Source organism: Streptomyces sp. NPDC000594 (assembly GCF_040299965.1).
Lineage (GTDB): Bacteria > Actinomycetota > Actinomycetes > Streptomycetales > Streptomycetaceae > Streptomyces.
In genome coordinates, this window is the sequence record NZ_JBEPCY010000015.1 from 138,927 (window position 1) to 152,433 (window position 13,507).

Genomic DNA, 13,507 nt, shown 5'->3' on the forward strand with positions numbered 1-13,507 from the left:
GGGAGGTCCCGTACAACCCGGCAGACGGGGGGATCGGCCAACCGATAGATTCGTCCCTGCGAACACGACGGGAAGCGTTTCCCGGCTCCGTGCCAGCTCACCGCCGACGACGGCAGCGAGCACCGCCCCGATTGAGTCGACCTGCGAAGGACTTCATACGTGAATATCCGCTCCCTCACGAGAGGCGACGGCGTGGTGATCGGAGCAGCGGTTCTGCTGTTCATCGCCTCGTTCCTGGATACGTGGGACCTCAACTGCGAACGGGAATCCTTCTGCCCCGAAGCGCCGACCGGCTGGGACAGCGGCTCCCTGCTGGTGGGGGTCTATCTCGCCGGGGTCGCCGCCGCGGCGATGATCGTGGCGGCCCGGGTGCTGCCCCGCCGGCCGAAGGTGCTCGGGATCGACCTGGGCCAGCTGGGGACGGCGCTGGCGCTCTTCACCGCCCTCTCCGCGCTGGGTGCGATCTTCGACCCGGGCGGTTCGCTGTACGACGAGGCGCCGAGCCCGGACGCGGGGCTCGGACTGATCCTCGGCTTTGTCGCCGCGCTGCTGCTGGCGGCGGGCGCGGTCGCCGCCGAGCTGGTCCCGGCGCTCAAGGCGTCGCTGCTGGGCGCGGCGCGTCCGGCGGCCCCGGCTCCCTACGGCGGGCAGCCGCAGGGGTACGGGTACCCGGGTCCGGGCGCGCCGTCCTTCGGCGGTCAGCCCGGCGGCCCGGCGGCGGGCGCCTCGGGCCCGGCGCCCTTCGGCTCGCCGCAGCCCCCGGCGGGCGGTGCCACCGGGGACTTCTCCCCGTTCTGGTTCGCGGTGCCGGTGACCCGTCCGCTGTACGCGGAGGACGGCAGCCCCGGCACGATCGCCGAGCTGGCCCCCGGTACCTGGTATCTGGCGGTGGAGCAGCGGGGTGCCGGGCTGGTGGCGCAGACCCAGGACGGGCGTCGCGGAGTTCTCCAGGACACTTCCGGAATTCAGCGCGGCTGATTTCTTTCCTTATGCATGGCCGTGGCCCCCACCCGAACAGGGCGGGGGCCACGGCCTTATGCTTTACCCGAATTCGGGCGGGACACCCCGAAAGGGGCGGCCCGAAAGGGTCAGCGGCCGAGGCGCTTGGCTATCTTCTTGCCCTCGGGGGACTCGTAGAGGGTCTTCCACAGCTTGGCGGAGCTGAGCGAGACATAGATGCCGGGGGCACCCTGTGCGGCACAGCCTTCGCCGCGGGAGACGATACCGACCTGGATGGCGTTCTCCCGGCCGTTGATGTTGCGGAAGAGCGGGCCGCCGCTGTCGCCCTGGCAGGAGTCCTTGCCCTGGACCCCGGCGCAGAGGTCGATGCCCTTGGTGAAGCCGCCGGTGCTGATCTCGCACTCCTCGTGGGAGAGGATCGGCACCTTGACCTCACGCAGCCGGTTCGGGAAGTTCGGCAGCACGGTGTCGGTGTTGCCCCAGCCGGTGACGGTGGCCTTGACCCCGGGCTTGATCAGGGCGTCGGTGCCGACGGTCGGCAGGCCGATGGGCGCGATGCCGGTGACCGGCTTCTCCAGGTAGACGAAGGCGAGGTCGTAGGCGCCGTTCTTGCCGTAGCGCGGGTGCACGACGGTGTCCACGACATTGCGGAGCTTGCCCTGCTTGGTGTTGCTGAGGACGGTACGACCGACCGTGACCTCGATCTCCTTCGGGTCGCCGCCGTCCACACAGTGCGCGGCGGTCATGACGGTGAAGGCGTCGACGAGGCTGCCGCCGCAGAACTGGCGGTCCACGGGGCTGCCCTTGCCCTTGAAGAGCAGGGCGGCCTGGAAGGGGTACTTGTCGTTGGGCACGGCGGAACCGCCGATGATGGGCGCGCCCGGCCCCTTGGGCTGGACGGTCCTGGGCTCGGCCGAGGGGGTGGGCGGTCCGGCCAGGGCGGGTGCGGCGGCGGCGAGCACGGCGACCGCCGCGGCGGAGGCGACACCGGCGGCGGCGATACGGCCCGAGCGGCCTCTGAACGCACCGAGATTCATGGGATGAACTCCGTTCCTCAAAGAAAGGGAAATCCACAGAGGACGGATATCTTCTGCCCGTTGGCCAGAAAATACCCGATCCGAAAAACCCCCTGCGGTAAATCGACTCCTGGAAACTAACAGCGGTCCGGCCGCTCCGTCAAAGGTTTCGTGGAGATATTTCTTTCCAACAGCCTTTGCTCTGAAGCTATTTGAGTCTGCGTGAGAAAGATGCGTAATAACGAAGCGGGGTTCATTCCTCCGGGGGGCCTTTTTCAGCCATTCTCATGGCCGTATCGGCGAAAATTGCCCGACTTCCCGCATCCTCGTCATCTGACACACCGTCAGCCAAGCGGGGTGCGGTGGGGAACCACGGAGGTGGGAGCATGCGGCTGGGACTCGCGCTCGGCTACTGGGGCCGTGGACCCTCCCCCGGCCACCTCGGCCTCGCCCAGGAGGCGGAGCGGCTCGGCTATCACTCGGTCTGGACCGCCGAGGCCTGGGGCTCCGACGCCTTCACCCCACTGACCTGGATCGCCGCTCACACCAGCCGGATCCGGCTGGGGACCGCCGTCGCCCAGATGGCGGCCCGCTCCCCCACCGCCACCGCCATGCACGCCCTCACCCTCGACCATCTCTCCGGTGGCCGGATGATGCTGGGCCTCGGCCTCTCCGGACCCCAGGTCGTGGAGGGATGGTACGGGCAGCCCTTCCCCAGCAGTCCGCTCACCGCGACCCGGGAGTATGTGGACGTGGTCCGCCAGGTGCTGCGGCGCGCCGCGCCCGTGGAGCTGGACGGGCGCTTCCACCCCCACCCCTACCGGGGCGCCGACGGCACCGGTCTGGGCCGGCCGCTCAAGCCGATCACCCATCCGCTGCGGGCCTCACTGCCGGTACTGCTCGGCGCGCAGGGCCCCCGGAACGTGGCGCAGACCCTGCGGATCGCCGACGGCTGGCTGCCGCTGTACTGGTCGCCGCTGCGCACCGACGCGTATCCGCTCCCCCGCGACGGCCTGCCGGAGGGCTTCGTGGTCGCCCCGCTGGCCCATGCCCGGGTCTGCGACGACATCGCCGAGGGACTGCTGCCGGTCAAGGCCTCGCTGGGCTTCTACATCGGCGGCATGGGGCACGCCTCCCGCAACTTCCACGCCGGGCTGATGGCCCGGATGGGATACGAGGAGGCGGCGGTCCGGATCCACCGGCTGTTCACCGAGGGGCGCCGGGAGGAGGCCGTACGCGCCGTACCGGACTCCTTCGCGGATGAGATCTCGCTGGTGGGGCCGAGGGAGCGGATCGCCGAACGGCTGGCGGCCTGGCGGGCGGGCCCGGTGACGGACCTGCTGCTGACCGCCCGCGACCCGGAGACCCTGCGGACCCTGGCGGAGCTGGCGCTGTAGCCCCTCCCCCAGGGCGTCCCCTGACGACCCGCCGCAGCACTCCGGGGGCGGGGAGTCCCTACGATCCGTCGCAGCACTCCGGGTCCAGCCCCCGGGGCAGCCGCTCCCCGCCGAAGACCGCGGTCGTCGCCTCGTCCCCGCCGAGCGCCGCCACCGCGAGCAGCAGCGCCCCCGCCGTCCAGGTGGTCTGCTCCCGGGGCCAGACGGCGCGGTTGCCCTCGAAGACGTACCCCGTCCAGTAGAGCCCGCCCGGTGCCCGCAGATGCCCGATCGCCTGGAGGATCTCCAGCGCCCGGTCGGACTCCCCCATCGCCCAGAGGGTCAGGGCGAGTTCACAGCTCTCGCCCCCGGTCACCCAGGGGTTGGGCAGCACACAGCGCACCCCGAGCCCCGGGACAACAAACTCCGCCCAGCGCTCCTCCAGCCGGGCCTTGGCCCGCGTACCGGTCAGCGCGCCGCCGAGGACCGGGTAGTACCAGTCCATCGAGTAGCGGCCCTTGTCGAGGAAGCGCTCGGGGTGGTGGTCGATGGCATGGGCCAGCGCCCCCGCCGCCAGCTCCCAGTCGGGCTGCGGCTCCTCCCGTTCCGCCGCGATGGCCAGCGCACAGCGCAGCGCGTGATGGATCGAGGAGCAGCCGGTCAGCAGCGCGTCGTCCACGACGGTGCCGTCCGCCTCCCGCTTCCAGGCGATCTCGCCGCCGGGCCGCTGGAGCCGCAGGACGAACTCGATCGCCCCGTACACCACCGGCCACATGCGGTCCAGGAAGGCGTCGTCACCGGTGGCGAGGTAGTGGTGCCAGACCCCGACGGCGACATAGGCGACGAAGTTGGACTCCTTGCCCCGGTCGGTGGGGCGGTCGGCCTCCCCGTCGTGGTACGCGGCGTACCAGGAGCCGTCCTCGTTCTGGTGGCGGAGCAGCCAGGCGTACGCCCGGGACGCGGCCTCGTGCTCCCCGGCGGCGTCCAGGGCCATCGCGGCCTCGGTGTGGTCCCAGGGGTCGAGATGGTGGCCGCGGAACCACGGGATGGCGCCGTCCTCGCGCGCGACCGCGAGCAGCGCGGCGACGGTCTCGGCCGCCTCCTCGGCGGTGAGCACCCCGGGCAGCACCAGATGTTCGGTGCGGGGAGTGGTCACGCCGGGATCCGGGAGAGCTGGGGCTTGGTCGCGTAGGCCACGAAACTCTTGCCGATGAGCGGGTTGAGGGCCCGCTCGGCCAGCCGGGTGGCGAGGGGCTTCTTCATGATGTCCCAGACGAGCAGCCGGTGGTACGCCTTGACCGGCAGCACCTGGTCGTTGTCGACGCCGAAGGCGCACTTGAGCCACCAGTAGGGGCTGTGCAGGGCATGGGCGTGATGGGTGCCGTAGGGCACCAGGCCCGCCTCCTCGATCCGCTCCAGCAGCTGGTCGGCCCGGTAGATCCGGATATGGCCGCCCTCGACCTCGTGGTACGCGTCGCTCAGCGTCCAGCAGACCTTCTCGGGGCCGTAGCGGGGGACGGTGACCGCGATCCGGCCGCCCGGCTTGAGCACCCGCACCATCTCGGCGAGGACGCCCTTGTCGTCGTGGATGTGCTCCAGCACCTCGGAGATGATCACGACATCGAAGGACTCGTCGGGGAAGGGGAGATGGAGCGCGTCCCCCTCCATGGCGGTGGCGGTGGCGCCCTCGGGGGCCTCACCCTCCTCCTTCATGGCGGCGAACCAGCGGGCGACCTCGCGTATCTCGTCGGCGTTGCGGTCGAGGGCCACGACCCGGGCACCGCGCCGGTAGCACTCGAAGGCGTGCCGTCCCGCGCCGCAGCCCAGATCGAGGACGCGGTCCCCCGCGGCGAGCGGGAAGCGGGAGAAGTCGACGGTCAGCACGGGGTCCCGCTTTCGCAGTCATGAGAGTCGTGAGGATCGTGGGCGACGTGAGAGGCACAGGAGGCGTGGGACGTGTGGGAGGCGTCGGTCCGGTGGGGGGATCGGCCCGGGGGCCGGGTCCGGTCGTCGGTCATCGCGGTCCCCGCCGGGCCGCCCCCGTCAGCGCCGCACGATACAGCTCCACCGTGCCCTGGGCCGCCTTGGCCCAGGTGAAACGTTCCAGGACCCGGGCGCGGCCCGCCGCGCCCAGCCGGTCCCGCAGCTCCGCGTCGCCCAGGAGCCGGCCGAGGGCGCCCGCCAGCGCGTCCGCGTCCCCGGGCGGCACCGCGAGACAGGTCTCCCCGTCCGCGCCCGCGACCTCGGGGATCGCCCCGCCGGTGGTGGCGACCAGCGGGGTCCCGGTGGCCATCGCCTCGGCGGCGGGCAGCGAGAACCCCTCGTACAGCGACGGCACACAGGCGATCTGCGCACCCCGTACCAGATCGACCAGCTCGGTGTCGGAGATGCCCTTGACGAACTCCACGGCGTCCGCGAGGCCGTGGCGCTCGATGAGCCGGGCGACCGGGCCGCCGTCGGCGCGCTTCCCGACGACCACCAGATGGGCCCCCGGGTGTTCGGTACGGACCTTGGCCAGCGCCTCCACCAGATGGATCAGGCCCTTGAGCGGCACATCCGCGCTGGAGGTGGTGACGATCCGGCCGGGGACCACGGGGACGGCGGGGTCCGGCGAGAAGAGATCGGTGTCCGCGCCTATGGGGACGACCTGGATCCGCTCCCCCCGTACCCCCAGCTGGTCCACGATCTCCTGGCGGGAGGAGCCGGAGACGGTGAGGACCGAGGGCAGCCGCCGGGCCACCCGCTTCTGCATCCGGGTGAAGCCGTACCAGCGGCGTACGGAGGCGCGGCGCTTCCAGTCCGCGGCGGCGGCCAGATCCAGGGCGCGGTCCACGGTGATGGGGTGGTGGACGGTGGTCACCAGCGGGGCGCCCAGATCGCCGAGGAGCCCGTACCCGAGGGTCTGGTTGTCATGGACGACATCGAACTCCCCGCGCCGCGCGCGCAGATGGCGGCGGGCCCGCAGGGAGAAGGTGAGCGGCTCGGGGAAGCCGCCGGTCCACATGGTGGCCACCTCCAGCGCGTCGACCCAGTCGCGGTACTCGTCCCGGCGGGGGGTGCGGAAGGGATCGGGCTGGCGGTAGAGGTCGAGGCTGGGCAGCTCGGTGAGGGTGACCCCGCCTTCGAGCGAGTCGAGCGTGTCGAGGACGGGGTAGGGCTGGGCGCCGATGACCTCCACCCGGTGGCCGAGCCGGGCCAGTTCACGGGAGAGATGGCGGACATAGACACCCTGGCCGCCACAGAAGGGGTTGCCCTTGTAGCTGAGCAGGGCGATCCGCAGGGATCCGGAGCCGTCGCCCGGGGCCGGTCCGACGGCGTCGCCGGTACGGCCGGCGGGGGCGCCGCCGGCGGTCTCCAGGGCCTGGTGGGGACGGCCGGTGGGGCCTGCGTGAGGGCCGGTGTCGATGGCCTCAGCGGTCACTCACGGCCCCCTTCCCACTGCGTTTCGGCGGAGCGTAACCGCTCACGCTAATCTAGAACAAGTTTCAGCCTCGGCCGTTCAAACAAGCTTTGAATCTACCGGCAGGTAGACCCGCTGTAAGGGCGGGAACAGGTGATTCGCACCACGGCGGGCGCACCGCCGTCCCCCTCCACCGCCCCGTGGCCGATACTCACCCGGTGGCCGCCACCGGACACGCCCGGAACGGAACGACCCACCTCGTGAGAGAGCGGGACAGATGACAGCCGAGACCACACCGCGGAGGTCCGCCTCGACATCGCTGACGGAGCGCCAGGAGGCCCGCCGCCGTCGCATTCTGCGCGCCAGCGCCCAGCTCGCCGGCCGGGGCGGCTTCGACGCGGTGCAGATGCGGGAAGTCGCCGAGGTGTCCGGGGTCGCGCTCGGCACCCTCTACCGCTACTTCCCCTCCAAGATCCATCTGCTGGTCGCCACCATGCAGGACCAGCTCCAGCAGATGCATCTGACCCTGCGGAAGCGGCCCCCCGGGGGCACCGGCGCGGGTGAGCGGGTGGCGGAGACCCTGATGCGGGCGTTCCGCGCGCTCCAGCGGGAGCCGCATCTGGCGGACGCGATGGTGCGGGCGCTGACCTTCGCGGACCGGAGCGTCAGCCCCGAGGTGGACACGGTCTCCCGGCAGACCACGGCGATCATCCTGGACGCGACCGGTCTGGAGCGGCCGACGCCGGAGCAGCTCTCGGCGGTCCGGGTCATCGAGCACACCTGGCACTCGGCGCTCATCACCTGGCTGTCGGGGCGGGCCTCGATCGCGCAGGTGAAGAGGGACATCGAGACGGTGTGCCGGCTGATCGACCTGACGGCGCCGGAGCCGGTACGGGAGCGTGGGCGGGCGCCGGGCGACCACTGAGGGCGCCGGGAGCGGATCCCGGGCCCGGCCGGTCGGTCAGTCGGCCAGTCGGCGCCGCGCCTTGGGGGTCCGGCTCAGTCGTCCGGCGGGAAGACGGGGACACCGCTGCCCGCCAGCGTGATGGTGATCGCCTCGACCGGGCAGTTCTCCGCCGCGTCCAGCAGCGCCTCGCTCGCGTCCGTGTCGGCGGCCGACGGATGCGCCTGCCGGGCCTCGTCCAGCCGGAAACCGTCCGGCGCGGTCCCCGCGCACATCCCGGAGGCGATGCAGACACCCCGGTCGACCTCGATATGCCAGCGGTCACCCATCAGTCGGCTCCCTTGACCCCGTCGGCGCCCGGAGCGCCTTCGGCCTCGTATCCGGCGGGCAGATGGATCGTCTTGTGCTCAAGGTACTCCGCGTATCCCTCGGGCCCCATCTCCCTGCCCAGTCCGGAGTTCTTGTATCCCCCGAACGGCCCGCGCATATCGAGGCCGAAGGTGTTGACGGAGTACGTACCCGTCCTGATCCGGCGGGCGAAGGCGATCCCGCGCTCCGGGTCGGCGGTCCAGACGCTGCCGCTGAGCCCGTACTCGGAGTCGTCGGCGATCCGCACGGCCTCCTCCTCGTCCCCGTACGGCAGCAGACAGACCACCGGGCCGAAGATCTCCTCGCGGGCTATCCGCATCGCGTTGTCGACCTCGCCGAAGAGGGTGGGTTCCACATACCAGCCGCGCTCCCGGCCGGCCGGGCGGCCACCGCCGGTGAGCAGCCGGGCGCCCTCCTTGTGGCCGAGTTCGATGTAGTCGAGGGAGCGTCGCTGCTGGCGGCGGGCGACCAGCGGCCCGACCTGGGTGGCGGGGTCCAGCGGATCGCCGACGACCAGGTCCCGGGCGGCGGCGGTCAGGGCGTCGGCGACCTCGTCGTACCGCTCGCGCGGGGCGAGTATCCGGGTCTGGGCCACACAGGCCTGGCCGTTGTTCATCCAGGCGGCGGGGGTGATCCCGGCGACGGCGGTGGCGATGTCCGCGTCGGGGAGGATCACGGCGGCGGACTTCCCGCCGAGTTCCAGGGTGACCCGGGTGAGCCGGCGGGAGGCGACCTCCATCACCCGGCGGCCCGCGGCGACCGAGCCGGTGAAGGAGACCTTGTCCACGCCGGGGTGGCCCACCAGATACTCACCGGTCTCCCGGTCGGCGGGGAGGACGGAGAGGACACCCTCCGGCAGCCCGGCCTCCTGGGCGATCTCCGCGAGGAGGTACGAGTCCAGCGGCGCCTCGGGGGACGGCTTGAGGACGACCGTGCAGCCGGCGAGCAGCGCGGGGGCGAGCTTGGCCGCCGCGATGAACTGCGGGACGTTCCAGGGCAGTATCGCGGCGACCACGCCGACCGGCTCACGGCGCACCAGGAGGGGGCCGAGGACTCCGGCGCGGGACTCCTCCTGGGGCATCCCGCGCGCGATGCCGATGAAGGTGTCCCAGACCAGGACCGGGCCGAGGCCCTGGGCGAAGACGCTCCAGGAGTACGGGGAGCCGTTCTGGGCGCTGATGAGGCGGGCGATCTCCTCGTGGCGGGCGGCGATGCCGTCCTTGATCCGGGTCACCACGGCTATCCGCTCGTCCAGGGGGAGCCGGGGCCAGGGGCCCTCGTCGAAGGCGCGCCGGGCGGCGGCGACCGCGCGGTCCACGTCGGCGGGCGAGGCGTGCGGGACCCGGCCGATGATCTCCTCGCTGTGGGGCGAGACGACCTCAATGGTGGCGGTGGAGAGCGGGTCGGTGAGCCGCCCGCCGACGAACAGCTTTCCGTGCTCGACAAAGTCGGTCATGACGGCTGCCTCCTGCGGCGGGGAGCGGTTTCCAGCAGTGTTTCTGACGGTCTTTCAGAACTGATACCAGTTCTCGTTACCATGGGCAACGTTCCCGTCCGGGTGCGCGGCGGGTGCCCGTGCGGTGCTGTGCGGTGCCCGTGCGGGCCTCCGTGCGGGCGTCCGTCCGGCGGGGAGGGCGGGCGGCGCGGCCCCCGGGCCGGGCGGACGGCACGGCGGACGGCGCGGCTCCGGGCCAGGAGGGCGGCAGCGATGGCGGAGGTCACCGATCACGGGGGCGGGGTGCACTCGATCCGGGTCCCCATCCCGGACAACCCGCTCGGCCACACCCTGGTGCATCTGCTCGACACGGACCGGGGTCCGGTCCTGGTCGACACCGGCTGGGACGACCCGGAGTCCTGGGACGTCCTGACGGCGGGCCTGGCCGCCGCCGGGGTCGCGGTGGCCGAGGTGACCGGGGTGGTCGTCACCCATCACCACCCCGACCACCATGGGCTGTGCGGGCGGGTGCGGGAGGCGTCGGGGGCGTGGATCGCGATGCACCCGGCCGACACGGAGATGGTCCGCCGGGGCCGTGCGCAGCCGCCGGGGCAGTGGTACGGGTATCTGGCGCGGATGGCGGAGCGGACCGGGGCGCCCCAGGAGCACACGGCGGCGCTGCGGGCGGCCCGCGCCCGGCACGACGGCGGCCCGCCGGGCGCGCGGGCGGCGGCCCTGCCGGACCGGGAGATCGTCCCCGGGGAGCTGCTGGATCTCGCCGGGCGGCGGCTGCGGGCGATCTGGACGCCGGGACATACCCCGGGGCATGTCTGCCTCCATCTGGAGGAGGAACATCCGGCGGGGCTGCCGGGGCACGGCAGGCTCTTCTCGGGGGACCATCTGCTGCCGGGGATCAGTCCGCACATCGGGCTGTACGAGGACCCGATCACCCCGGGCGGCCCGCCGCTCCCGGGGTCCGCCGATCCGCTCGGGGACTATCTCGCCTCGCTGGAGCTGGTCGGCCGGCTGTCGGTGGCGGAGGTGCTCCCGGCGCATCAGTACGCCTTCACCGGCGCGGAGCGGCGGGTACGGGAGCTGCTCGACCACCATGAGCGGCGGCTGCGCACCCTGACGGCGGTGCTCGCGGAGGACCGGACGGTCTGGGAGGCGGCGGAACGGATGGAGTGGAACCGCCCCTGGGCCCGGATCCCCTTCGCCTCCCGGACCATCGCCCTGGCCGAGGCCGAGGCCCATCTGCGCCGCCTGGTCCACCTGGGCCTGGCGGATGTCCTGCCGGGCAGCCCGACGCGCTATCGGGCGACGGGACCGGCTTCCTGACGTGGGGCCTCCGGCCGGGGCCGCCGGAGAACGACCGCCGGAGCCGGGTCAGCGGAACATCCGGGGCGTCGGAAGCGCCGTCCTGCCAGGACACGGACAGGAGCACCGACAGGGGCAGCGGCAGCGGCGGCCAGGGAGACGAACGGCACCGGACGCGGGCGGCGGACCCGGGGACGGCGGCTCCGCAGGCCCCGGGCAGCCGGCACCCGGGGTACGCCCCCCGCCGGAGCCGTAGCGGCCGATCCGCCCACGGGCAGCCGGGGCCGGGTAGCCGGGCCGGAGACGAAGGGCCGGGCAGCCGGGGAAGCGGGGGTTCAGGTTCCGGATGGGGCGACGGGCCCCGTACAGTAGGCAGGTCGTCATCACGCCCGTACGGGGGGAAGCCGGTGCGAATCCGGCGCTGACCCGCAGCCGTGAGCCGCCCGCCCGGTCCCGGGAGCGGTGAGTCGGAATGCCCCGTACGCGGCCATGGACGGCTCGCGTCACCGGCGTACCGCCCGGTGACCGGCACCGTCGAGGAATACGGAGCCGGAGCCCAGGCGCCCCGCAGGGCCCGGCCCGGCTCCCGCAGGAGAGGCCCGCCCCGCTCATGAACAACGCCCGCCGTCGCGGCATCGCCGCGCTCGCCGTATCCGCCGTTCTCGGCGGGGCCGTCGCCGCCGCCGTCGCACCCACCGCCCACGCCGCGACCACCCCGCCGCCCGCCCCGGTCCCCGCCGGGCTGTACGGGAAGGGCGACCCGACCTACGACGGCGTCTGGCGGCAGTCGCTGGCGCTGCTGGCCCAGGACACCGCCGGGGTACGCCCCGCCGCGCGGGCGGTCGACTGGCTCACCGCGCAGCAGTGCGACAGCGGCGCGTTCCCCTCGTACCGCGCCAATTCCACCCAGGACTGCGGCCCCAAGACGCTCCCCGACTCCAACGCCACCGCCGCCGCGATCCAGGCGCTCGCCGCGCTCGGCGGGCGGGACGCGGCCGTGCGCGACTCCGTGAACTGGCTGAAGTCCGTCCAGAACGAGGACGGCGGCTGGAGCTACACCCCGGGCGGGGCCAGCGACGCCAACTCCACATCCCTGGTGATCGGCGCCCTCGCGGCGGCGGGCGCCGAGCCGGAGAAGACCCTGTCCGCGAAGGACCGGAGCCCGTACGACGCGCTGCTGACCTTCGCGCGGCCCTGCGACGCCCGCGAGCACGGCCGGGCCTTCGTCTACCAGCCGAAGCAGCCCGGCATCGTCGGCGACTCGACCGCCGCCGCCGTCACCGCCTCGGCGGGCAAGGGCCTGGTCGTGACCGCCCCCGCGCAGGCCCGCGAGGCCAAGCCCGCCTGCGACCCGGCGACGATCGAGGACGCCGCGCGCCAGGGCGCCGGGTATCTCGCCGACGCCCTGGCGAAGACCGGCCATCTGCTGCTGCCGCCGACCCCGGGCGCCTCGGACACGAAGCCCGCGCCGGACTTCGGCAACACGGCGGACGCGGTCGTGGCGCTCGCCGCGCAGGGTCTGACCGAGCAGGCGGCCAAGCCGCTGGCCTGGCTGGAGCGGAACGCCTCCGACTGGGCCAAGGAGTCCGGCCCGGCGGCGTACGCACAGCTGGTCCTCGCGGCGCACGCAACCGGCACCGACCCCCGTGACTTCGGCGGGACGGACCTGGTGGCGGCCCTGAACGCGACCGGTCCCGCTCCCGAGAAGGCCCAGCAGGCCCAGCAGGCGGAGAAGAGCGGGAAGTCCGGCGAGAAGGACGACTCCGGCTCCGGGGTGTGGTGGTTCGTCGGCGCGTTCTTCGCGGCGAGCGCCGGTGCGGGCTTCCTCCTCGCGGGCCGCCGCAAGCCCCGCTCATGAGGCGCGCGGCGGGTACGGGGGGTGCGCGCGCCCTCGGGGCGGTGCTGGCCCTCGCGGCGGCGCTGACCCTGTTCGGCGCCGGTCCGGCGCAGGCGGCGGGATACCGCTACTGGTCGTTCTGGCTGGACGGGAAGGAGAGCTGGACGTACGCGACCGTGGGCCCGGCGACCCACCGGCCCGCCGACGGCTCCGTCGCCGGGTTCCGCTTCGCCGTCAGCGAGAACAGCGCGGACTCGGCACGGCCGAGGACCGCGCCGGACTTCGCGGCCATCTGCGGATCCACCCCGGCCGAGCCGGGCGCCAAGCGGATCGCCCTGGTCATCGACCCGGGCACCCGGGTGGACGCCCCGAACGGCGAGACCCCGCCGGAGCGCCGGAGCGCCTGTGCCCGGGTGCCGGAGTCCGCGACCACGGCGGAGGCGCTGGCGGCGGTCGCCAAGCCGCTCCGCTACAACACGCAGGCGCTGCTCTGCGGGATCTCCGGCTATCCGCGCACGGGCTGCGGGGAGCAGGTCGCCGCGACCGGGTCCGGGAAGACCTCCGCCGACACCACCGCTGACTCGCAGGCAACCTCCGGGGCCGCATCCGACGACGGCCCCGCACTGGGCCCCCTCGTCGGGGTCGGCGCGATCGTCACCCTGGGCGCGGCGGCCCTGTGGCAGTCCCGCCGCCGCCGTCGATGACCCCGGACACCCCCCACCCGGGAGCCCCCGGGACCCCCTCGCCCGCCCCGGAGGACCCGGGCCACACCCCCGCGCCCACGGCGCCGGGGGCCGGTCCCTCGCACCCCGGCACGGCCGGGACACCCACCGGCGGCACCAAGCACGCGCCTCCGGCCGACCCGGCGGGCCCCGTGGACACCCGGCACCCCG

12 protein-coding genes and 1 riboswitch are annotated in these 13,507 nt (G+C 73.4%); of the genes, 6 read left to right on the top strand and 6 right to left on the bottom strand.

Translation table 11 applies throughout. The annotated features are described in order from the left end of the window. The first annotated feature begins 159 nt into the window (after positions 1-159). On the top strand, positions 160-978 hold the full coding sequence (locus ABT354_RS21690; RefSeq protein ID WP_351496207.1) for a hypothetical protein: 819 nt from the start codon (positions 160-162) through the stop codon (positions 976-978). Positions 979-1,088: 110 nt separating this feature from the next. Here the strand turns inward: ABT354_RS21690 and ABT354_RS21695 are convergent, their stop codons facing one another. Beyond that, the gene (locus ABT354_RS21695) at positions 1,089-1,997 is read right to left on the bottom strand and encodes a S1 family peptidase (protein ID WP_351496209.1); all 909 of its coding nucleotides are present in this window, start codon (positions 1,995-1,997) and stop codon (positions 1,089-1,091) included. Positions 1,998-2,362: 365 nt separating this feature from the next. Here ABT354_RS21695 and ABT354_RS21700 point away from each other — a divergent pair, with 365 nt between their 5' ends. Then, positions 2,363-3,373: an LLM class F420-dependent oxidoreductase gene (locus tag ABT354_RS21700; RefSeq protein ID WP_351496211.1), complete on the top strand. Its 1,011-nt coding sequence runs from the start codon at positions 2,363-2,365 to the stop codon at positions 3,371-3,373. Between the two features lie 58 nt (positions 3,374-3,431). Here ABT354_RS21700 and ABT354_RS21705 read toward each other — a convergent pair whose 3' ends face one another. The 3 genes from ABT354_RS21705 to ABT354_RS21715 form a co-directional block, all read right to left on the bottom strand. Then, the gene (locus tag ABT354_RS21705) at positions 3,432-4,508 is read right to left on the bottom strand and encodes a prenyltransferase (protein ID WP_351496213.1); all 1,077 of its coding nucleotides are present in this window, start codon (positions 4,506-4,508) and stop codon (positions 3,432-3,434) included. Further along, the gene (locus tag ABT354_RS21710; protein WP_351496215.1) at positions 4,505-5,236 is read right to left on the bottom strand and encodes a class I SAM-dependent methyltransferase; all 732 of its coding nucleotides are present in this window, start codon (positions 5,234-5,236) and stop codon (positions 4,505-4,507) included. The genes ABT354_RS21705 and ABT354_RS21710 overlap by 4 nt, the downstream gene beginning before the upstream one ends. A 130-nt stretch (positions 5,237-5,366) precedes the next feature. After that, positions 5,367-6,773 (bottom strand): glycosyltransferase family 4 protein, encoded by a 1,407-nt coding sequence (locus ABT354_RS21715; RefSeq protein ID WP_351496217.1) that lies wholly within the window; start codon positions 6,771-6,773, stop codon positions 5,367-5,369. A gap of 256 nt (positions 6,774-7,029) precedes the next feature. On the opposite strand from ABT354_RS21715, the gene ABT354_RS21720 reads away from it, so the two are divergent. Further along, complete coding sequence (locus ABT354_RS21720; protein WP_351496219.1) at positions 7,030-7,677, top strand: TetR family transcriptional regulator; 648 nt, start codon at positions 7,030-7,032, stop codon at positions 7,675-7,677. 74 nt (positions 7,678-7,751) lie between these two features. On the opposite strand, the gene ABT354_RS21725 is transcribed toward ABT354_RS21720, so the two are convergent. After that, positions 7,752-7,985 (bottom strand): ferredoxin, encoded by a 234-nt coding sequence (locus ABT354_RS21725; RefSeq protein WP_351496221.1) that lies wholly within the window; start codon positions 7,983-7,985, stop codon positions 7,752-7,754. After that, positions 7,985-9,481 (bottom strand): aldehyde dehydrogenase, encoded by a 1,497-nt coding sequence (locus ABT354_RS21730; RefSeq protein WP_351496223.1) that lies wholly within the window; start codon positions 9,479-9,481, stop codon positions 7,985-7,987. The genes ABT354_RS21725 and ABT354_RS21730 overlap by 1 nt, the downstream gene beginning before the upstream one ends. 252 nt (positions 9,482-9,733) lie before the next feature. On the opposite strand from ABT354_RS21730, the gene ABT354_RS21735 reads away from it, so the two are divergent. The 3 genes from ABT354_RS21735 to ABT354_RS21745 all read left to right on the top strand — a co-directional run bounded on the left by ABT354_RS21735 (position 9,734) and on the right by ABT354_RS21745 (position 13,318). After that, on the top strand, positions 9,734-10,798 hold the full coding sequence (locus ABT354_RS21735; protein ID WP_351496225.1) for a Strvi_7410 family MBL fold metallo-hydrolase: 1,065 nt from the start codon (positions 9,734-9,736) through the stop codon (positions 10,796-10,798). 376 nt (positions 10,799-11,174) lie between these two features. Further along, positions 11,175-11,255: riboswitch (cobalamin riboswitch) on the top strand. A gap of 132 nt (positions 11,256-11,387) precedes the next feature. Next, the gene (locus ABT354_RS21740) at positions 11,388-12,635 is read left to right on the top strand and encodes an SCO2321 family membrane protein (protein WP_351496227.1); all 1,248 of its coding nucleotides are present in this window, start codon (positions 11,388-11,390) and stop codon (positions 12,633-12,635) included. Next, complete coding sequence (locus tag ABT354_RS21745) at positions 12,632-13,318, top strand: SCO2322 family protein (RefSeq protein ID WP_351496229.1); 687 nt, start codon at positions 12,632-12,634, stop codon at positions 13,316-13,318. The genes ABT354_RS21740 and ABT354_RS21745 overlap by 4 nt, the downstream gene beginning before the upstream one ends. The last annotated feature ends 189 nt before the right edge of the window (positions 13,319-13,507 follow it).

What these genes read in the sequence shown, in the direction of transcription:
- ABT354_RS21745 (WP_351496229.1), top strand. Translation starts at nt 12,632, where the DNA reads ATGAGGCGCGCGGCGGGTACGGGGGGTGCGCGCGCCCTCGGGGCGGTG.
- ABT354_RS21725 (WP_351496221.1), bottom strand. Translation starts at nt 7,985, where the DNA reads ATGGGTGACCGCTGGCATATCGAGGTCGACCGGGGTGTCTGCATCGCC.
- ABT354_RS21700 (WP_351496211.1), top strand. Translation starts at nt 2,363, where the DNA reads ATGCGGCTGGGACTCGCGCTCGGCTACTGGGGCCGTGGACCCTCCCCC.
- ABT354_RS21730 (WP_351496223.1), bottom strand. Translation starts at nt 9,481, where the DNA reads ATGACCGACTTTGTCGAGCACGGAAAGCTGTTCGTCGGCGGGCGGCTC.
- ABT354_RS21695 (WP_351496209.1), bottom strand. Translation starts at nt 1,997, where the DNA reads ATGAATCTCGGTGCGTTCAGAGGCCGCTCGGGCCGTATCGCCGCCGCC.
- ABT354_RS21720 (WP_351496219.1), top strand. Translation starts at nt 7,030, where the DNA reads ATGACAGCCGAGACCACACCGCGGAGGTCCGCCTCGACATCGCTGACG.
- ABT354_RS21735 (WP_351496225.1), top strand. Translation starts at nt 9,734, where the DNA reads ATGGCGGAGGTCACCGATCACGGGGGCGGGGTGCACTCGATCCGGGTC.
- ABT354_RS21740 (WP_351496227.1), top strand. Translation starts at nt 11,388, where the DNA reads ATGAACAACGCCCGCCGTCGCGGCATCGCCGCGCTCGCCGTATCCGCC.